This is a genomic window from Streptomyces sp. NPDC057743 (assembly GCF_042798755.1).
GTDB lineage: Bacteria > Actinomycetota > Actinomycetes > Streptomycetales > Streptomycetaceae > Streptomyces.
The window spans coordinates 122,425-141,101 of sequence record NZ_JBHVJX010000013.1 but is presented as its reverse complement, the minus strand read 5'-3'; the positions used below and the strand labels follow the sequence as shown (position 1 = coordinate 141,101).

13 protein-coding genes and 2 pseudogenes are annotated in these 18,677 nt (G+C 72.8%); 6 read left to right on the top strand and 9 right to left on the bottom strand.

Annotation, left to right across the window (positions count from 1 at the left end; genetic code table 11):
• Window positions 1-25: 25 nt before the first annotated feature.
• Complete coding sequence (locus tag ACFVFQ_RS17260; protein WP_383416007.1) at window positions 26-916, bottom strand: NAD(P)-dependent oxidoreductase; 891 nt, start codon at window positions 914-916, stop codon at window positions 26-28.
• A 119-nt stretch (window positions 917-1,035) separates the two neighbouring features.
• Entirely contained in the window at window positions 1,036-1,530 is a 495-nt protein-coding gene (locus tag ACFVFQ_RS17255) for a DUF3145 domain-containing protein (RefSeq protein WP_274915864.1), read from the bottom strand.
• A gap of 326 nt (window positions 1,531-1,856) precedes the next feature.
• Here ACFVFQ_RS17255 and ACFVFQ_RS17250 point away from each other — a divergent pair, with 326 nt between their 5' ends.
• The gene (locus ACFVFQ_RS17250) at window positions 1,857-2,795 is read left to right on the top strand and encodes an SGNH/GDSL hydrolase family protein (RefSeq protein WP_383416002.1); all 939 of its coding nucleotides are present in this window, start codon (window positions 1,857-1,859) and stop codon (window positions 2,793-2,795) included.
• A gap of 196 nt (window positions 2,796-2,991) precedes the next feature.
• Window positions 2,992-3,690 (top strand): DUF4097 family beta strand repeat-containing protein, encoded by a 699-nt coding sequence (locus ACFVFQ_RS17245; protein WP_383415999.1) that lies wholly within the window; start codon window positions 2,992-2,994, stop codon window positions 3,688-3,690.
• Here the strand turns inward: ACFVFQ_RS17245 and ACFVFQ_RS17240 are convergent.
• Window positions 3,677-6,211 (bottom strand): beta-glucosidase, encoded by a 2,535-nt coding sequence (locus ACFVFQ_RS17240; protein ID WP_383416293.1) that lies wholly within the window; start codon window positions 6,209-6,211, stop codon window positions 3,677-3,679. The genes ACFVFQ_RS17245 and ACFVFQ_RS17240 overlap by 14 nt on opposite strands.
• Before the next feature lie 345 nt (window positions 6,212-6,556).
• On the opposite strand from ACFVFQ_RS17240, the pseudogene ACFVFQ_RS17235 reads away from it, so the two are divergent.
• Together ACFVFQ_RS17235 and ACFVFQ_RS17230 are read left to right on the top strand one after the other, a co-directional pair.
• Window positions 6,557-7,062: pseudogene (locus ACFVFQ_RS17235) on the top strand (TetR family transcriptional regulator); the annotation flags it as partial.
• Between the two features lie 299 nt (window positions 7,063-7,361).
• The gene (locus ACFVFQ_RS17230) at window positions 7,362-8,903 is read left to right on the top strand and encodes a nitrilase-related carbon-nitrogen hydrolase (RefSeq protein WP_383415996.1); all 1,542 of its coding nucleotides are present in this window, start codon (window positions 7,362-7,364) and stop codon (window positions 8,901-8,903) included.
• A gap of 227 nt (window positions 8,904-9,130) precedes the next feature.
• On the opposite strand, the gene ACFVFQ_RS17225 is transcribed toward ACFVFQ_RS17230, so the two are convergent.
• The 6 genes and pseudogenes from ACFVFQ_RS17225 to ACFVFQ_RS17200 all read right to left on the bottom strand — a co-directional run bounded on the left by ACFVFQ_RS17225 (window position 9,131) and on the right by ACFVFQ_RS17200 (window position 17,327).
• Window positions 9,131-10,066: a ribokinase gene (locus tag ACFVFQ_RS17225; protein ID WP_383415993.1), complete on the bottom strand. Its 936-nt coding sequence runs from the start codon at window positions 10,064-10,066 to the stop codon at window positions 9,131-9,133.
• A gap of 263 nt (window positions 10,067-10,329) precedes the next feature.
• Window positions 10,330-12,251, bottom strand: a pseudogene (locus ACFVFQ_RS17220) (substrate-binding domain-containing protein).
• Complete coding sequence (locus ACFVFQ_RS17215) at window positions 12,241-13,923, bottom strand: sugar ABC transporter ATP-binding protein (RefSeq protein WP_383415988.1); 1,683 nt, start codon at window positions 13,921-13,923, stop codon at window positions 12,241-12,243. Before ACFVFQ_RS17215 ends, ACFVFQ_RS17220 begins: the two are co-directional and overlap by 11 nt.
• 342 nt (window positions 13,924-14,265) lie before the next feature.
• Window positions 14,266-15,267 carry a LacI family DNA-binding transcriptional regulator gene (locus ACFVFQ_RS17210; protein ID WP_383415982.1) on the bottom strand — a complete coding sequence of 334 codons (1,002 nt, stop codon included), beginning with the start codon at window positions 15,265-15,267 and terminating at the stop codon, window positions 14,266-14,268.
• A 348-nt stretch (window positions 15,268-15,615) separates the two neighbouring features.
• The gene (locus ACFVFQ_RS17205; protein WP_383415979.1) at window positions 15,616-16,044 is read right to left on the bottom strand and encodes an organic hydroperoxide resistance protein; all 429 of its coding nucleotides are present in this window, start codon (window positions 16,042-16,044) and stop codon (window positions 15,616-15,618) included.
• Between the two features lie 260 nt (window positions 16,045-16,304).
• On the bottom strand, window positions 16,305-17,327 hold the full coding sequence (locus ACFVFQ_RS17200; protein ID WP_383415976.1) for an NADP-dependent oxidoreductase: 1,023 nt from the start codon (window positions 17,325-17,327) through the stop codon (window positions 16,305-16,307).
• Between the two features lie 88 nt (window positions 17,328-17,415).
• Here ACFVFQ_RS17200 and ACFVFQ_RS17195 point away from each other — a divergent pair, with 88 nt between their 5' ends.
• Both ACFVFQ_RS17195 and ACFVFQ_RS17190 read left to right on the top strand, forming a co-directional pair.
• Window positions 17,416-17,898, top strand: a complete 483-nt coding sequence (locus ACFVFQ_RS17195) for a MarR family winged helix-turn-helix transcriptional regulator (RefSeq protein WP_383415973.1) — start codon at window positions 17,416-17,418, stop codon at window positions 17,896-17,898.
• A gap of 154 nt (window positions 17,899-18,052) precedes the next feature.
• Window positions 18,053-18,676, top strand: coding sequence for a disulfide bond formation protein DsbA (locus ACFVFQ_RS17190; protein ID WP_383415970.1), 624 nt, complete (start codon window positions 18,053-18,055; stop codon window positions 18,674-18,676).
• The last annotated feature ends 1 nt before the right edge of the window (window position 18,677 follow it).

Here is an 18,677-nt window from a genome sequence, read left to right as displayed (position 1 = left end):
CCTTGTGCTTCGCTGTGCCGGCCGATCAGCCGCCGAAGCTGGCGAAGTACGCGGCCACGCCGTCCTCGCCGCCGTGGCCCTGTTCCTCGGCCCGGCGGAGGCGCTCCGCGGTCGCGGCCGCCAGGTCCATCCGCAGGCCGGCCGCCTCGCCGGCCTCGTTGATCAGCCGGGTGTCCTTGCGCGCGGCGGAGACCGTGAAGCTGGGCTCCAGATCACCGGTGAGCAGCAGTTCCGACTTCATCCGCAGGTAGGGCAGGTCGAGCGAGCCGCCGCCGATCGCCTCCAGGAAGGCCCGCGGGTCCACGTCCAACCCCTTGGCGAGCGCCAGGGTTTCACCGATACCGCCGATGATGGTGAGCACCCAGCTGTTGACGACCAGCTTGAGCCGGCTGGCGGCCCCGCTCGCGGCGTTCTCGTCGACCCACTGGGTGCGGCCGCCGACGACGTCGAGGACCCGCCCGGCGCGCTCGCGCAGCTCCTGGGGCCCGGCGGCGAGGACGATCAACTGCCCTTTCTCGGCGGGCGCCTTGGTGCCCAGTACGGGGGCGTCGACGATCCGGAGGCCCTGTTCACCGGCGAACCGCACCAGCGGTTCCAGGGCGGCGGGTCCGACGGTGCTCATCTGGAGCCAGAGGGCGCCGGGTGCGAGCCGCGGGGCGGCCTGCCGCATGGCGTCGAGGACGGCGGGACCGTCGAGCAGCATGGTGAGCACGGTGTCGGCGCCGTCCACCGCCTCGGCGGGGGTGTCGGCGACCCGTACGCCGTCGGCGGCCAGCGGTTCGGCCTTGGCGCGGGTGCGGTTCCAGGCGCGGACGTCCAGACCGGCGCGGGCGAGGTTGCGGGCCATCGCCGCACCCATGATCCCGGTGCCGAGAACGGCGACCGAGGCGGCGGGGGAAGTGTTGTTGTCAGCCATGCCGGCACGCTAGGCGTTGGAGCGAACTCACGGTCAACCGCGCGCCGAGATACCGCGGTACCGTCCGCGACAAGACTCCGCACGGCCGCGCACGACCGCGCACGACCGCGCACGGGTCGTCAGACGACCTGGTGGAGCCAGCGCACCGGGGCGCCCTCGCCGGCGTACCGGAAGGGCTCCAACTCGTCGTCCCAGGGCTTGCCGAGCAGCTTGGCGACCTCGGCGGCGAGTTCGGTCTCGCCGCGCGCGGAGCGGTCGACGGCGGCGCGCAGTCGGTCCTCGGGGATGAGGATGTCGCCGTGGATGCCGGTGACGGCGTGGAAGATGCCCAGGTCGGGGGTGGAGCTGTAGCGCTCGCCCTCGGCGGTGGCGCAGGGCTCGGCGGTCACCTCGAAGCGGAGCAGGTGCCAACCGCGCAGCGCGGAGGCCAGCTTGGAGGCGGTGCCGGCCTCGCCCTGCCAGGAGAACTCGGCTCTCCAGGTGCCGGGCGATGCCGGCTGGCGGATCCAGTCGAGGTTGACGCGCACCCCGAGGACGCCCGCCACTGCCCATTCGACGTGCGGGCACAGCGCGCGCGGAGCGGAGTGGACGTACAGGACTCCACGTGTCGTCACCGGGACCTCCCGTGCGGATCGAGGTTCGCCTTCCCCAGCGGCCTCGTGCCCGTTCCGGTCGCGGCCGGGACAGCTATCGACATTCTGCCCCAGTGATCACTTCGGCACCAGCATGCGAGGTGACCTACAGTAAACACCACAAGGCGGAATTTGCCGCAAAAGGGACAGGAAATGACGTGTTGTCATTTATCTGTGCCGACTGCACGTACTACTTCGGGTCACCACCCGGCAGGCACGGGGCAAAACTACCGCGCGGCGATAAACCCGAAGTGACGTACCGTCGATACCCGAAGAGATATCACTCGCACGCCGGAGGAGGACAGGGGATGGCGACGATCGATCGGCCCGTTCGCCCTCGGCGTCACCGTCTCGTCACCCGCGCCGCCCTCGCCTCGGCGACGGCCTGCGCGCTGCTCGGCGCCCTCACCGCCTGTGGCGGCGGCGCCGCACCGCACGGCGGCGCCTCGGCGAAGCCCACCGCGAAGCCGGCGCCGACCTGGCGGACCGACCCCCGCTCGATCGCGGCGCTGGGCGACTCCATCACCGCCGGTTTCGACGCCTGTACGGTGCTCTCCGACTGCCCGGAGGTGTCCTGGTCCACCGGCACCAGCCCCAAGGTCAACAGCCTGGCCCGGCGGCTGTTGAAGGAGAACCCGGCCACCCACAGCTGGAACTACGCCAAGACCGGCGCCCTGATGAGCGATCTGCCGCAGCAGATCACCGAGGCCGCGGCCCGCAGGCCGGAGTTGGTCACGGTCCTGATCGGCGCCAACGACGCCTGCCGCAGCGACGTCCGCGCCATGACCTCGCCGGCCGCCTTCCGCACCGGGTTCGAGCGGTCCATGAAGACGCTGCGCAGGTCCCTGCCGCACACCCAGGTGTATGTAGCGGCGGTGCCGGACCTGTTGCGCCTGTGGTCCGAGGGGCGCAAGAACCCGCTCGGCAAGCAGGTGTGGAAGCTGGGCCTGTGCGGGTCGATGCTGCGCGACCCGGACGATCTGACGAAGCAGGCGCAGGACCGGCGGGCGCTGGTCCAGGGGCGGGTGCGGGCGTACAACACGGCGTTGGCGGAGGTCTGCGCCAAGGACGCGCTCTGCCGCTTCGACCGGTCGGTCTTCGACTACCGCTTCACGGGCGGGCAGTTGAGCACCTGGGACTGGTTCCATCCGGGACTGCGCGGCCAGCAGGAACTGGCGGAGCTGGCGTTCCGGACGATCACCGGCAAGGAAAACCCCCTGAAGAGTGAGGCCGCTTCCGGCGGTTGAGGCTCCACCCTCACGGCACCTCAGGGAAACCCTTAAGGGCGCGGCGGTGCGGCTCATACCGTGCGGGGACGTGGAAGGTCATACCGTGCGGCGACGTGCGCGGGGTGCGAAGGGGGGAGGATGAAAGTCGAGCGGGTCCGGCCCGGTCCGCTCGCTTTTGTACCGACCGCTCGCCACTGCCTCCGGGGGAATCACCATGGCCCGTCTCCGTGCCGCCCATCTCATCCTGCCCTGCGCGGCGTTGACCCTGCTGACGACCGGCTGCTCGCTGGTGGTCGGCCCACAGAAGTCCGCCCAGCGGACGTACGGCGTCGACGGCACGGTCAGATCGCTGTCGGCGACGACGCACGGCGGGAACATCGAGATCGTGCCGGTGGACGCCGGCGGGACGGTCAAGGTGACCGAGAAGCTCAAGTACGACGACGCCAAGCCGGAGACCACGCACACCCTCAAGGACGGCCGGCTGACGCTGTCTTCGGAGGACTGCTCGTCCGGGCACCGCTGCGAGGTGGGCTACCGCGTGCTGCTGCCGCGTAACGCCTCGGTCGATCTGCACACCAGCGGCGGGGACGTCACCATCCGCGGCGCCGGTGGCGGGATCACCGCGGAAACCAGCGGCGGCGACGTCACCGTCGAGGACACCACGGCCCGCACGGCGAAGCTGAAGACCTCCGGCGGGAACGTGGAGGCCACGCTGGGCGCGGTGCCCGACGAGGTCTCGGCCCGCACCAGCGGGGGCGACGTCACCGTCCGTGTGCCGAAGGGCAGTTACGCCGTCGATGCGGGCACCAGCGGCGGTAGCCGGAAGGTGTCCGTCGCCACGGACGAGGGCTCGTCGCACAAAATATCCGCGCGTACCAGCGGCGGCGACGTCTCGGTGCTCACTCAGCAGTGACCCGCGCGGTCAGTCGGAGGTCGGTGCTGCTGCGGCCGACCTCGACGGCGTAGGCACCCGGGATCCGGCGCCAGCCGCCGTCCGGTTCCGACCAGATCTCGAAGGCGCGGCCCGGCAGCGGGATCTCGGTCTCCGCGCTCTCACCGGGGCCCGCCTCGACGGTGGCGAAGCCGGCCAGCCAACGGGCCGGGCGCTCCGGCGCATCGGAGGTGTCGCCGGTCGGCGCGAGGTAGATCTGGACGACCTCGCGCCCGGCACGGTCACCGGTGTTGCGCACGCGGACGCGGACGGAGTCGGGGGTGGTGTCCACGCACTCGTACTCCCAGTCGGTGTAGCCGAGGCCATGGCCGAAGGGGTAGGCGGGCGCGACCGTGGTGCGCTGCCAGGCGCGGTAGCCGATGAAGAGCCCCTCCGCGTAGTCGAGCGTGCCGTCGGTGGGGGTGACGGTGGTGACCGGGGCGTCGGCCAGACGGGCCGGCCAGGTGGTGGGGAGGCGACCGCCCGGTTCATGGGCACCGAGCAGGACGTCGGCCAGCGCGGCCCCGGCCTCCTGGCCGGGGAACCAGCTCAGCAGCACGGCCGGGACCTCGTCGCGCCAGGGCATCTCCACCGGGGAGCCGGAGTTGACCACCACGACGGTGCGGGGGTTGGCGGCGGCGACCCGGGCGACCAACTCGTCCTGCCGGCCCGGCAGTCGGAGGTCGGTGCGGTCGAAGCCCTCCGACTCGACCTCCTCGGTGGTCGCCACGACGACGATCGCCGCATCCGCGCCGGCCGCGGCGCGGACCGCCTCCGCGATCTCGGCGTCGTCGTCGAGCTGTGGTTCGCTGTGGCCGAGGGCGAAGTTCAGGGCGTCCATCCCCTCCCCCAGGCCGAGGCTGTGCGGCACAAACCGCAGGGTGAGCGGCAGTTCCTGACCGGCCGACAGTTCGGCGCTGATCCGGTGTTCGCCGGGCTGCATGAACGCCTCGAAGGGATCGGCGCCCGCCAACTTGGCGCCCTCCCCGTCGAAGAGGACCGCGTCGCCCACGGTCAGCCGGAGCCGACCGGTGCCGGCGACCGTCAGGGTGTGGGTGCCGCTGGTCCGCGGGGTGAAGCTGCCGGTGAGTTCGACGGCGTGCAGGTCGCGTTGGGTGACGCCGTCGGGGAAGCTGCCCAGCGCCTGGACGCGACCGTCGAACTGCGGTGTCTGGGCGAGCAGTCGGCCGTCGGCGGCGAGGTAGCGGGCGGTCAGGGTGAAGCCGTCCCGGGCGTGCGGGACCCGGGTGCGCGGGTCGGCACCGGTTGCGAAGACCACCTCGACGTCGTCGGGGAGCGCGGCGCGCAGGCCCGCGAGCGGGGAGACGATCTGCGCGGGGAAGACGGTGGCGGAGCCGCCGCCGAGCACCCGGGCGTCGCGGGCGGCGGCGCCGATGACGGCGACCTTGCGGAGCGTGGCCGCGTCGAGCGGCAGCACCGGCCGGGCTCCGCCGCCCTCCGGGGCCCGCTCCGCCGGCGCGTTGCGCAGCAGGACGACGGCGCGGCGGGCCAGTTCGCGGGCGACGGCCCGCCCGTCGATGCCCCGGGGCACCCCGGCCGGATCCACCGCGGGCGGCGCCCCGTCCAGCGCACCGGCCCGGGCGGCGAGCAGCAGCACCCGGCGCACCGCGGCGTCCACCTCCGACTCGGCGACCTCGCCCGCGCGGACGGCCGTCGCGAGTGGGGCGCCGAAGACCGTGCGGGGTCCCGGCATCGCCACGTCCAAGCCGCCGCGCAGCGCCCGGACGGTGTGCCGGGCCGCCGTCCAGTCGGAGACGTTGCAGCCGTCGAAGTCCCACTCCCCGCGCAGGACTTCGGTGACGAGGCGGTGGTGTTCGGTCATCGTCGTGCCGTTGACCTTGTTGTAGGCGGTCATGATGCCCCAGGGGCGGGCGTGGCCGACGATGTGCTCGAAGGGGGCGAGATAGAGCTCGCGCAGCGGGCGTGCGGCGATGCGGTTGTCGACCGTGAAGCGGTCGGTCTCGGCGTCGTTGCCGACGAAGTGCTTGACCGTGGTGCCGACGCCGCCCTCCTGCACGCCCCGCACATAGCCCGCGCCGATCACGCCGGTCAGCAGCGGATCCTCCGAATAGCACTCGAAGTGCCGGCCGCCCAGCGGCGAGCGGTGCAGGTTGACCGTGGGCGCGAGCAGGACGTGCACGCCCTTGCGACGGGCCTCCTGGGCGAGCAGATGGCCGGCCCGGCGGGCCAGTTCGGGATCCCAGGTGGCGGCCAGGGCGGTGGGGCTGGGCAGCGCCACCGACGGGTCCTCCGCGCTCCAATACCGGCCCCGGACCCCGATCGGCCCGTCCGACATCACCAGCGACCGCAGCCCGATCGCCGGCACCGCTGGCAGGCTCCACATGTCCTGCCCGGAGAGCAGCCGGGCCTTGGTGTCCAGGTCGAGTGCGCCGAGCGCCCGCTCCACCACGGCGGAGTAGTCGTGGGCGCAGGGCGCGGAGTTGGGGGCGGAGGCGGAGCTGGTGCCGGCAGTGGCGTTCATGCCGTTGTCCGCGCTGGTGCTGGCGTTGGCGTCGAGGTCGGGGGTGGTGCGGGGAGCGCTGGTGGTGGGGCGGGCGGGCGGCTGATCGGTCATGTGCGGCGCTCCCTTGCGTCGTGCGTCGTCCGTCGTGCACCGGAGTGCGGACCCCCGGCGGAATTCTGTCCGCCATACCGGACGGGAGGTAGGCATCGTTATTCCTCCGTTATTCGCGAGTCGGAGGCAACGGGAGGGCGAGGCAGCGGAGTTACGCTCGGCTGGTAGGCGCACGGGAGCAGGGCGCGCCGGCGGCTCTCGCCGTGCCACAAGCGGGCGGGAGGCCAGCGCGCGGAGCGACGGGCGGCGCTCCTGGAGGCCGCCGCGGCACTGATGCCGAGCGCGGCTACCGCCGGGCGTCGCTGGCCGCCGTCGTCGAGCGGGCCGGGCTCACTCAACAGGGCCCGGGCCCGCTGCACGCCCGCTGCACCATTTCCCGACCAAGGAACTGTTGCTGATCGGCGTCCTGGGGGCGCACGACCGCTGAGACACCACCGCGTCCGCATGCGGCAGTTGGCGCACCGACACCCTCGCCCCACTCGTCGACTACAACGCCGCCCGCCCCGGCATCGTCCAGGCGCCACCGTGCTCTCCGCCGACAGCGTGACCGAGGGCCACCCGGCAGGCGGCCTCTTCGGGGCCCGCTTCCGTGCGGTGCGCGAGCGCCTGGCAGGCGCGCTGCGGGCCGAGTTCGATGACGCTCTCCCCGGCGGACTTACCCCGGAACGGGCGGCGCCGCTACTGGTCGTGTGCTGGACGGACTCCAACTGCAATGGCTACCGGGCCCGGAACAGGTCGGTATGCCGGCATGTCGGCGTCGTTCCGGGCCTTCCTGTCGCTGTTGGGGAGCGGGGGACGCCATATCTGTGACCAGTTGCGTTAGTGGGTGCGCGCGGGGCGAAGGGAGAGTGCGGTGCGGACCCGGCCAAGGCTGGGCTGGGCTGGGGTGGTGGCAGGTTCCGCGCCTAGCCCGTCCTGTCCCGCCCCGCACAGTCCCGATGGGTCGATTTGTCGATAACTTCGCGTCAAGGGAAGGGAGTTGGGGTGGAGGGGAGGGGCCGGGCAGGGTTATCCACAGGGCGACGCGAGCGGAGGGCGGGGCGGGCATCATGGGTGAATGATCATCGCAGCCGCACAACTCCCCTCCGTAGCAGGAGACATCGCCGCCAACGCCAGGCGGATGGCCGGGCTTATCGCGGAGGCCGCCGAGCGCGGCGCCGGGCTGGTGGTCTTCGCCGAGCTGACGCTGACCCACTACGACCTCCGGCTGCTGGCCGCCGACCCGGCGGGACTGACGGTGCTGCCGGACGACCCCCGGCTGGCGCCGATACGCGACGCGTGCCGCGTGGCCGGCGTCGCGGCGGTGGTCAACGGCCCGGGGCGCAGCGCCGAGGGCGGCGCGAAGCCCACCATCGCCAGCTTTGTCTACGGGCCGGACGGCGCCCTGCTCGCCCGCTACGACAAGCGGCATGTGCACGAAACGGAGAGCGCGACGTTCGCACCGGGCGGCGAGCACGGCCGGTTCACGCTCGGCGGGATCCGGTTCGCGCTCGCCACCTGCTTCGACAACTCCTTCTCCGAGGTGCCGGAGCGGGCCGCGGCGGACGGCTGCCGGGTGTATCTGGCCAGCTCCTTCCACAGCGCGGCGGAGCGGGTGACGCGGTACGGCGAGCTGGCGCACGAGTACGGGATGCACGTCCTGTTGGCGAACGGCATCGGGGTCGGCAGCCCCGGGCCGGGCATCGGGCTCAGCGGTTGCTGGTTGCCGTCCGGCGAGCGGGTGGGGACGGCCGCGGCGGGACCGGCTGGCGACGGCGCGGAGTTGGTGCTGAGCGATGTCCGGGACGCGATCACGTTGATGGCCGACCCGGCGGTGGCCGGGGTGCCGGTCCGGGAGTGCGGTGAGCCGCTCGTGGACGTGCGCACGGCGGCGCCCTGGCTGTTGGCGGACGACGTCAACGGCGAGGAGGCGCGTGCGGACGGGGACGGTGTGTTCACGTATCTGCGGGAAGGGGTGTTGCGGCGGCTGTCGGCGGCGCAGGAGGCGTTGCCGGACGGGCTGCGGTTGCGGTTCGTGGAGGGCTACCGCCCGCCGGCGCTCCAGCGCCACTACTTCACGCGATACGGGGACGGGCTCCGCGCCGCCCATCCCGACTGGGACGACGCGCGGGTCCACCGGGCGGCCAGCCGCTTCGTGTCCCCGCCGGAGATCGCTCCGCACAGCGCGGGCGGCGCGGTGGACCTCGCCCTGGTCACGGCGGACGGCACCGAGGTCGACATGGGGACACCAATCGATGCGTCCCCGGAGGAGAGCGGTGGCGCGTGCTACACCTCCGCACCGGGGCTGACGCCCGCGGTCCGCGCCAGCCGCCGAATCCTGACCGCCGCGCTGCGCGGGGCGGGCCTGGTCAACTACCCGACCGAGTGGTGGCACTGGTCCTACGGCGACCGCTACTGGGCGTGGGCGACGGGTGCGGAGCACGCGCTGTACGGGCCGCGGGAGCTCGGGGCGGAGCCTGGTTTTGGGGGCGCGTACGCCACGGGCGGCACGCACCGTGGGGAGGTCAGTGCCGGTGGCGGGGACGGCGACAGTCGCGGGGACGGCGGCGCCGACGGGGCCGGCTTGAGCGCCGCGTGCAACGTAGGGGGCGAGCGGTGAGGCACGGGGGGCGGGGCCGGCGGGGCGAGGCGGCGCGGCGGACAACCGCCGTACCGCACCGCCTCGTTGGCCCCGTCCGCCCGCAGCCCATCGGGGCGCCCGCGGTGACGGGACGGAGCTCGCCCCGCCCAGCCCACTCAGCCACCTCCCCCGCCCCGCTCGGCTCGGTCAGCTCCCCCACACCGCCCGACTCGGTCGGCTCACCCGTGCCGCGCGACCGGGTGCTACTACCGCTGCGTCGGGTCCGACTGCTCGGACGGCTGCGGGAATTGGGACAGTTCCTCGGCCGTGGGGTACGACGGTTGGGCGCCTGGCTTGGTGACGGCGGCGGCGCCGACGCGTACCGCGAAGCGGGCCGCCTCGGGGAGGGTGGCGCCCGCGGCGAGTCGGGTGGCCAGGGCGCCGGTGAAGGCATCGCCGGCACCCGTGGTGTCCACGACCTCGACCCGGATGCCCGGGACGGTGGTCGTCCCCGAGGCGTCCAGCACCAGCGCGCCATCGCCGCCGAGGGTCACCACAACGGAACGGGCGCCCCGTTCGCGCAGAGCGGCCGCCCAGTCGGCGGGGCTGCCGTCGGCGCGGCCGGACAGCAGTCGGGCCTCGTGCTCGTTGACCACCAGCGGGTCGGCGACAGCGAGGAGTTCGGGGGCGAGGTCCTCCGGTGCCGGGGAGGGGTTGAGGACGACGCGGGTGCCGGCCTCCTCGGCGGTCGTGGCGGCCGCCCGCACGGTCTCCAGCGGGATCTCCAGTTGCAGGGAGACCACCGCGGAGTCCGCGATGACGTCCTTGGCGGCGGCCACGTCGTCCGGGGTGAGGGCGGCGTTGGCGCCGGGCGAGACGACGATGCTGTTGTCGCCGTCCGGGCCGACGATGATCATCGCGGTGCCGGTGCGGGCGCCCTCGTCCACGATGACGGGGGCGACGTCGGTGCCCGCCGCGCGCTGGGCGGCCAGCAGCAGTCCGCCGTAGGCGTCCCCGCCGACCCGGGCCAGCAGGGCGGTGCGGCCGCCGATCCGGGCCGCCGCGGCCGCCTGGTTGGCGCCCTTTCCGCCGGCCGATTCCACCAGGTCCGTGCCGAGCACGGTCTCGCCCGCGCCGGGCCGTCGGGTCACCCGCACGGTCAGGTCCGCGTTGGCCGAGCCGACCACCAGGACGTCGTACATGCGCCGTTCCTCTTCTTCTCTGTCCGGCCGGTCCGGTCTCTCTCCGGCCGGCCTATCCCGTTCTCTGCCCGGCTTGTCCAGGCTGCCCGATCCACCCGGCCGGTTCGGTCCACCCGGCCCGTCCGGGCGGTCCGATCCATCCGGCCCGCCCGGGCGTCGTCGTTCCGTTGCGTCCATGCGCCGCCGGTCGTTCCGTCGTCCCGTCCGCCGGCGGCCGGTGGGCACCGGCGGTGGGCCGTCCGACCCGGTGCCCGCCGGGGGCGTCAGTCGCCGAAGGCGGCGGCGTTGGCCGCCGTCACCAGCACCACCGGCACCCTGACCGTCCGCGGCAGCGTCTCGCCGCGGGCCGCCTTCAGCGCCCAGTCCACGGCCTGTTTGCCGAGCAGCTTGGGCTGCTGGGCAACGGTGGCGGTCAGGGTGCCGGCGCGGACGGCCCGGACCCCGTCCGGGGTGCCGTCGAACGCCACCACCTTCACGTCCTTGCCGGAGCGGGCCCCCAGCGCCTTGGACGCGCCGAGCGCCATCTCGTCGTTGGCGGCGAACACCCCGCCGATGTCGTGGTGTGCCTGGAGCATATTGGACATCACGTCCATGCCCTTGGTCCGGTCGAAGTCCGCGGGCTGTCGGGCGACGACCTGGATGCCGGGGTACCGCTTGATGCCCTCCTCGAAGCCCTGGCCGCGCTCCCGGGCGGCGGAGGTGCCGGGCTGGCCTTCGAGGAAGGCCACCTTGCCCTTGCCGCCGAGCGCCTCGGCGAGGGTCTTCGCGGCGAGCCGGCCGCCGGCGACGTTGTCGGAGGCGATGGTTGAGCCGACCTGTCCGCCGTTGACGCCGCGGTCGATGGAGATCACCGGCACCTTGGCCCGGTTGGCGACGCCGACGGCCGGGACGGCGGCGTCGGAGTCGACCGGGTTGATGATGGCCGCCTTCACCTGCTGGCTGGTGAAGGTCTCCATCTGGTTGATCTGCTGCATCGGGTCGTTCTGCGCGTCGGTAATGTTGATGTGCAGTCCGCGGGCGTCCGCCTCGGCCTGCGCGCCCTCCTTGATGCCGACGAAGAACGGGTTGTTCATGGTCGACAGGGCCAGCCCGAGGTCGGTGTTGCCGCCACGGTCGCAGCCGGTCAGGGCGAGGGCACCGACCGCGAGGGCCGCGCCGAACAGTGCCGTGCGCCGCCTCATCGCGCGCTCCGGCGCCGCAGGGTGTCCAGGAGGACCGCGAGCGCGATCACCAGACCGGTGGCGACCTGCTGCCAGAAGGCCGAAACGCTCAGCAGGTTCAGGCCGTTGCGCAGCACCGCGAGGATCAGCGCGCCGATCAGGGTGCCGGACGCCTTTCCGGAGCCGCCGGAGAGGCTGGCCCCGCCGATGACGACGGCGGCGATCGCGTCGAGCTCGTAGCCGCTCGCGGCCTGCGGCTGGGCGGAGGTCAGTCGGGCCGCCAACACGATGCCGGCGACGGCGGCGAACAGCCCGGACAGCGCGTAGATCACCAACTTGCGGCGCTTGACGTCGATGCCGGAGAGGCGGGCCGCCTCCTCGTTGCCGCCGATGGCGAACATCGCGCGGCCCGTGTAGGTGCGCGCCAGGACCAGCGCGGCGATCAGCCCCATGGCGATCATCACGAGGACGGGGACCGGCAGCCAGCCGCCCAGGGTGTCGCCGAGGGCGTTGACCGCACCAGGGAAGGGGATCGGCGAGCCGCCGGAGATGACCAGGGCCAGGCCGCGGCCGACCGACAGCATCGCCAACGTGGCGATGAAGGCGGGCAGTCGACCGTAGGCGACCAGGGCACCGGAGAGGAGGCCGGAGGCCGCGCCGACCGCGAGGCCGAGCAGCACCGCGAGCCAGACCGGCAGCCCTTCGTGGGTCGCGGCCCAGGCGACGACGGTGGCGGACAGCGCGGCCACTGAACCGACCGACAGGTCGATGCCGGCCGAGACGATCACGAAGGTGACGCCGAAGGCCAACACCGCGGTGACCGACGCCTGCACGCCGACGTTGAGGAGGTTCTGCCCGTTGAGGAAGTCCCGGGACAGCACCGCCATCACCACGACCAGGGCGATCAGCCCGCCGAGCGGGCCGTTGCGCAGGACGGCCCGGGAGAACCACGGCCCGAAGCCGTCCGGGGCCGGGCCCCCGTCCGCCGCCCCTGGGGCGGTTGCGGTCTTCACCTCAGCGGACATCGGAGCCCTCCATTGCGCTCTCGTTCGTGTGCTTCTCGCCGGTGGCGCCGTGCGGGGACTGCAAGGCCAGCTCCATCACGGCGTCCTGGGTGGCCTCGCCGGCGGGCAGTTCACCGGTCAGTCGGCCCTGGGCCATCACCAGCACCCGGTCGCTCATGCCGAGCACCTCGGGCAGATCGCTGGAGATCATCAAGACCCCGCAGCCGGCCGCGGTCAGCTCGTTGACGAGCTGGTAGATCTCGACCTTGGCGCCGACGTCGATGCCGCGCGTCGGCTCGTCCAGGATCAGCAGCCGGGTCTTGGCCAGCAGCCACTTGCCGATGACGATCTTCTGCTGGTTGCCGCCGGAGAGGGTGCGGGCGGACTGCCCCAGACCGCTCATCCGGACCTTCAACTGTTCGGCGACGGCGGCCGCTTCGCGCCGCTGGGCGCGCCGGTCGACCAGCCCGCCGCGGGTGTCCCGGTCGAGCCGGGCCAGCGTCAGGTTGTCCTGGAGCGAGGCGTCCAGGACCAGGCCCTGGCCCTTGCGGTCCTCGGGCACCAGGCCCAACCCGGCCCGCATCGCGGCCCGGACGTCCCCGCCGGCCAGTCGCTCGCCGCAGATCTCGACGGTGCCGGCGTCGTAGCGGTCCACGCCGAAGACGGCCCGGGCGACCTCGGTGCGGCCGGCGCCGACCAGTCCGGCCAGCCCGACCACCTCGCCGGCCCGGACCTCGAAGTCGATGCCGTCGAAGACCGGTCGGGCCGGGCCGCCGCCCGTGCCCTTGGCCCCGTTCCGGGTCAGGCCGCGGACGCGCAGCAGGGGCGCGCCCGGTCCGTCGGGGCGGCGCCGGGGGTACTGCTCGGCGATGTCCCGGCCGACCATCAGCCGGATCAGTTCGTCCTCGTCGGTGGCGGCGGGCACCTCGTCGACGGAGCGGCCGTCGCGCAGCACGGTGACCCGGTCGCCGAGGGCGCCGATCTCGTCGAGGTGGTGGGTGATGAAGATGATGCCGACGCCGGCGTCGCGCAGTTCGCGGACGATACCGAAGAGCGTCTCTACCTCCTCGGCGGTGAGCACCGCGGTCGGCTCGTCCATGATCAGGACACGGGCGTCCAGGCTGAGCGCCTTGGCGATCTCCACCATCTGGAGCCGGGCGATGCCGAGTTCGGCGACCGGGGTGTTCGGGGAGACGTCCAGGCGCACCCGGCGCAGCAGTTCGGCGGCGCGGGCGCGCATGGTCTTCTTGTCGATCAGGCCGAGCGCGGTGCGCGGCTGGCGGCCGAGGAAGATGTTTTCGGCCACGGTCAACCCGGGGACGAGGTTGAACTCCTGGTAGATGGTGGCGATGCCGAGCCGCTCGGCGTCCTGCGCGGAGCGGATCTGCACCTCGCGGAGCCGGTCGGACGCGCCGCCACCGGCCGTAGCCGGACGGGGGTGCTCCCGACGGTCGGCGAACGCCTCGTCGTCGCGGACGAGGATGCGGCCACCGTCCGGGCGGTGGGCGCCGGAGAGCATCTTGATCAGGGTGCTCTTGCCCGCACCGTTCTCGCCGAGCAGCACGTGCACCTCGCCGGCGCGCAGGCTCAGGTCGACGCCGTCCAGCGCGCGGACGCCGGGGAACGCCTTGGTCACCCCCTCGACGCGCAGCAGTTCGCGGCCGTCCGGTACGTCGTCGTTGACGCCGGTCATGCGCTGCCCCTCTCTTCCTGGGTCGGTTTCCTCGGCTGGCTGGTTTTCGCCGGGCGGGGTGCCCGGCCGGTCGTCGTGTGGCGGGCCTAGTGGTGCGGGTCGTGCGGTCGGTGTGGTCTGTGCGTTCGGTGTGCTCTGTGCGGCCCGTGTGCTCTGTGCTGTCCGTGCCGTCTGTACTGGCCGTGCGGTGCGGTGAAGTGCGGTGCGGTGCAGTGCGGTCGGGCTGGTTCCGGTTTGCGGCTGCCGTTCCGGATCCGATTCCGGTCGCGATTGCGATTGCGGTGGCGATTGCAGTTGCGGTTGCGGTTTCTGCGTACGGGGGCGGGCGGTGGGCGGGTGCGGTCAGTGGGCGGTGGGTTCGCCGCAGGAGTGGCGCGGCACCAGACGGGCGGGCAGCAGCACCGATCCGGTGGGGCGCCCCTCGATGCGCTCCAACAGGGTGCGGACGGCGGCCCGGCCGAGTTCGCGGGTGGGCTGGGCGATGGCGGTCAGCGGCGGGTCGGTGTGCGCGAACCACGGCACGTCGTCGTAGACCACCAGTGCCATGTCGTCGGGGATGCGCAGTCCACGAGCTCGGAGTTCGTCCATCGCGCCGAGCGCCATCAGGTTGTCGGTGGCCAGCACCGCGTCCGGGGGTTCGGGGAGGTCGAGGAGGCCGCTCATCACCCGGCGGCCGCCGGTGGGTTGGAGGTCGGGGGTGGCGCCGACCCGCTCGTCGGGCAGGGCGATGCCGTGCTCGGTCAGGGCCGTGCGGAAGAGTTCCAGCCGCTCGTCGCCGGTGGGCGTGCCGGCCGGGGCGACGATGATCGCGGGGCGGCGGCGGTCGAGCGCGGCGAGGTGGGCGGCGAGGTCGGTGAGCGCGGTTTGGCCGTCGGCGCGGACGCAGGGGGCGTCGACGCCGGGAACGGTGCGGTCCAGCAGGACGAGGGGGGTGCCGGAGGCGACGACCTCGCGGAGCATCGCCGAGCCGGTGCCGGCAGAGCTGACCAGCAGGCCGTCGATCCGGCGGTCGAGCAACGTGCGGATGTAGTCGTCCTGTTGGGCGGGGCGTTCGCCGGCGTTGCCGATGACGAGGCTGTAGCCGAGGCCGCGGGCGGCGTCCTCGACGGCGTCGGCCAGCTCGGTGAAGAACGGGTTGGTGAGATCGCTGATCACCAGGCCGAGCGTGCCGGTGCGGGCGGTGCGCAGGGCGCGGGCGACGTTGTTGGGGCGGTAGCCCAGTTCCCGCACGGCGGCGAGCACCCGCTCGCGGGTCTCGGCAACGGGGCTGTTGCCGTTGAGGACCCGGGAGACGGTGGCGACGGAGACCCCCGCCCGCTCCGCCACATCCTTGATGTTCGCCATGGCACCGTTGCCGTTCCGCCGTCGTGTAATCGATTACGCGTGCTGTGTGGGGGCTACGAAATCGATTACACGGCCGGGGCGTCAAGGGTTCGTGAACGTTGCCTGCGTCACAGGGGCGGTGGGGGTGGTGGGAGTGGGGTGGGTTGGGTTGGGGGATGGCGGAGGGCCACACCCGGGCGTGGGTGCGGCCCTCGTGGTGGCGGTACCGAGGCCGGTGCCGGCACTTGCCGGGGCCGGCACGGCCGGTTTGGTTGACTGTCCGGACGGCTCAACTGGCCCGGCCAGCCTGGCCGCTCAGCTGCCTCAGCTGCCTCAGCTGCCTCAGCTGCCTCAGCTGCCTCAGCTGCCTCAGGCGACGGTCAGCGTGACCTCGATGTTGCCGCGGGTGGCGTTGGAGTACGGGCACACCTGATGCGCCTTCTCCACGAGGTCCTTGGCCGTGGCCGCGTCAACGTGGGGGATCGAGGCGATGATCTCGACCGCGAGCCCGAAGGCGCCCTCCGGGGTCTTGCCGATGCCGACCTTGGCGGTCACCCGGGAGCCGGAGACATCCGCGTTCTCCCGGCGGGCGACGACGCTGAGCGCACCCTGGAAGCAGGCGCTGTAGCCGGCCGCGAAGAGCTGCTCCGGGTTAGTGCCGGCGCCGCTACCGCCCTGCTCCTTGGGCGGGTTGACGACGACGTCCAGCTTGCCGTCATCGCTGGCGACGCGGCCGTCGCGGCCGTTCTCGGCGGTGGCGACGGCGGTGTAGACGACGTCGACGGTCTGGATGGACATACCGAATCCTCCTGTGGTTCGCCGCGACTCGCGCCCACTCATCGCGACGGCTTGCCGCCGAGCCTAACCGGCGGAGGCCCGACGGCGGAGGCGAGTCTCACAGTGCGGAGAGCCCGTCGACACACGGTCGAGCGGCGGGCGGCCGGGCGCGGCGCCGTCGAGAGCGCCGAGGCACGCGGGAACGCGCCACGCCGGACGATGCCCAGGCGCTGCGGCGCGCCCTCGACGGCGCCCCGCCCTCAGCCCCCGCTCCTCAGTGCTCAGCCCTCCAAACTCACGATCATCTTCCCCGTGTTGGCGCCGCGGAGCATGCCGAGGAACGCCTCGACGCCGTTCTCGATGCCGGAGACCTTGGTCTCGCTGTACTTCAGCTCACCGGAGCGGATCCAGGCCGAGACCTCCTCGACGAACTGCGGCTGGAGCGCCTGGTGGTCGGCGACCAGCAGGCCCTCCAGGCGGAGGCGCTTGCCGATCACCAGCGGGAGGTTGCGCGGGGCGGGGCTCGGCTCCGTGGCGTTGTACATCGAGATCATGCCGCAAATGGCGGCCCGGCCATGGACGTTGAGCACGCTGATGGCGGCTTCGAGGTGGTCCCCGCCGACGTTGTCGAAGTAGACGTCGATGCCGTCGGGGGCGGCGGCCTTGAGCTGCTCGGTGACGTCGCCGTTCTTGTAGTTGAAGGCGGCGTCGAAGCCGTATTCCTCGGTCAGCAGGCGGACCTTCTCGTCGGAGCCGGCGGAGCCGATCACCCGCGAGGCGCCCTTGAGCCGGGCGATCTGGCCGACCTGGCTGCCCACGGCACCGGCCGCGCCGGAGACGAAGACGGCGTCGCCCTCCTTGAACTCGGCGACCGCCAGCAGGCCCGCGTACGCGGTCAGGCCCGGCATGCCGAGGACGCCGAGGTAGGCGGTGAGCGGGGCGAGCGAGGCGTCCACCTTGCCGGCGCGGGCGGCGTCGAGGACGGCGTACTCGCGCCAACCGAGGCCGTGCAGGACGTGGTCGCCGACAGCGAAGCCCTCGGCGCGCGAGGCGAGGACCTCACCGATCGCGCCACCGTCCATCGGCTGCCCCAACTGGAAGGGCGGGACATAGGACTTGACGTCGTTCATCCTGCCGCGCATGTACGGATCAACGGAGAAGTGGAGGTTCTTCACCAGGATCTGGCCGTCGGCGAGCTCCGGCAGCGCGACCTCGCGCAGCGCGAAGTCGTCGGGGGTGGGCCAGCCCTGCGGGCGGGCGACGAGGTGCCATTCGCGGCTGGTGGTCGGCAGCGGTGCAGACATGAGCGTGATCCTCCAAATGCTTCAGGTACTGAAACAATGATGCGGCTGAATATTTCAGCTTGTCAAGCAATTGGGTATCCTGGTGTGTATGACCCCGCGCCCAGACCCGCTGACCGTCGAGGTGGTCGAGCTCATCGGCACCGTCGTCGCCCGCTACCACGAGGAGTACGAGCGCGCCGCGGCCGACCACTCCCTCACCGGGGCCCAGGCCCGACTGCTGCGCCTGCTGGCGATGGAGCCGATGCCGATGCGCCGGCTCGCCCAGTGCCTGAAGTGCGAGCCGTCGAACGTGACCGGCATCGTGGACCGCCTGGAGGCCCGCGGCCTGGTGGAGCGCCGCCCCGATCCGGCCGACCGCCGGGTCAAGCTGGCCGTGCCGACCGACCAGGGCCGCGCGACGGCCGAACGGCTGCGCACGTCGCTGGACTTCGCCGGCGAGCCGCTGGGCCGGCTGACGGCCGCCGAGCGCACCCTGCTCAAGCAGCTGCTCCAACGGATGCTGGGCCTCGGGGAGGAGGCGGCCGAGGAGATCACCGAGCCGGGAGGGGGCCGGGCGAAGCCGGGCCGATGAGCGACCAAGTCGCCGGGTCAGCGAGGCACTAAAGCGCCGGGCCAACGGGACGTGAGGCGCCCACCCACTGGCCGCCCGGTGAGCACATTGGCCCAAGATCGGAGCAGCGGAGTGTCCCGGGCGACCGGTCCGGTGGCGCCTTAACCTGGTCCCCATGACGCACCAGAGCCCCACCCGCCACACCGTCGACTTCTATTTCGACCCCATCTGCCCGTTCGCCTGGATCTCCTCCCGTTGGATCCTGGAGGTGGAGCGCCTCCGCGACCTCGATCTGCGGTTCCGAGTGATGAGCCTGTCCGTGCTCAACGAGGGCCGCGATGACCTCCCCGAGAAGTACCGCGAGCTGCTGGACACCGGCTGGGGCCCGGTCCGGGTGTGCATCGCGGCCGCCCAGGAGCACGGCGAGGAGGTGCTGCGCGACCTGTACACCGCGCTGGGCACCCGGATCCACAACGAGGGCCGGGAGGACACCGCGGCCGTCATCGAGGAGGCCCTCGCCGAGGTCGGGCTGCCGGCCGAACTGGCCCGCGCCGCCGGGCAGAACACCTATGACGACGCGCTCCGCAAGAGCCACCACGAGGGCATGGACCCGGTCGGCGAGGACGTCGGCACGCCCACGATCCACATCGACGGGGTGGCGTTCTTCGGCCCGGTCCTGATGTCGATCCCCCGGGGCGAGGACGCGGTGCGGGTCTTCGACGGCGCCCGGCTGCTCGCCGGCTACGACCGCTTCTTCGAGCTGAAGCGGACCCGCACCGGCGAATTCGACTTCAGCTGAG

Excerpts from the sequence above, each read along its gene's own strand:
- ACFVFQ_RS17260 (WP_383416007.1), bottom strand. The coding sequence starts at position 916 with ATGGCTGACAACAACACTTCCCCCGCCGCCTCGGTCGCCGTTCTCGGC.
- ACFVFQ_RS17250 (WP_383416002.1), top strand. The coding sequence starts at position 1,857 with ATGGCGACGATCGATCGGCCCGTTCGCCCTCGGCGTCACCGTCTCGTC.
- ACFVFQ_RS17245 (WP_383415999.1), top strand. The coding sequence starts at position 2,992 with ATGGCCCGTCTCCGTGCCGCCCATCTCATCCTGCCCTGCGCGGCGTTG.
- ACFVFQ_RS17240 (WP_383416293.1), bottom strand. The coding sequence starts at position 6,211 with ATGAACGCCACTGCCGGCACCAGCTCCGCCTCCGCCCCCAACTCCGCG.
- ACFVFQ_RS17230 (WP_383415996.1), top strand. The coding sequence starts at position 7,362 with ATGATCATCGCAGCCGCACAACTCCCCTCCGTAGCAGGAGACATCGCC.
- ACFVFQ_RS17225 (WP_383415993.1), bottom strand. The coding sequence starts at position 10,066 with ATGTACGACGTCCTGGTGGTCGGCTCGGCCAACGCGGACCTGACCGTG.
- ACFVFQ_RS17215 (WP_383415988.1), bottom strand. The coding sequence starts at position 13,923 with ATGACCGGCGTCAACGACGACGTACCGGACGGCCGCGAACTGCTGCGC.
- ACFVFQ_RS17210 (WP_383415982.1), bottom strand. The coding sequence starts at position 15,267 with ATGGCGAACATCAAGGATGTGGCGGAGCGGGCGGGGGTCTCCGTCGCC.
- ACFVFQ_RS17205 (WP_383415979.1), bottom strand. The coding sequence starts at position 16,044 with ATGTCCATCCAGACCGTCGACGTCGTCTACACCGCCGTCGCCACCGCC.
- ACFVFQ_RS17200 (WP_383415976.1), bottom strand. The coding sequence starts at position 17,327 with ATGTCTGCACCGCTGCCGACCACCAGCCGCGAATGGCACCTCGTCGCC.
- ACFVFQ_RS17195 (WP_383415973.1), top strand. The coding sequence starts at position 17,416 with ATGACCCCGCGCCCAGACCCGCTGACCGTCGAGGTGGTCGAGCTCATC.
- ACFVFQ_RS17190 (WP_383415970.1), top strand. The coding sequence starts at position 18,053 with ATGACGCACCAGAGCCCCACCCGCCACACCGTCGACTTCTATTTCGAC.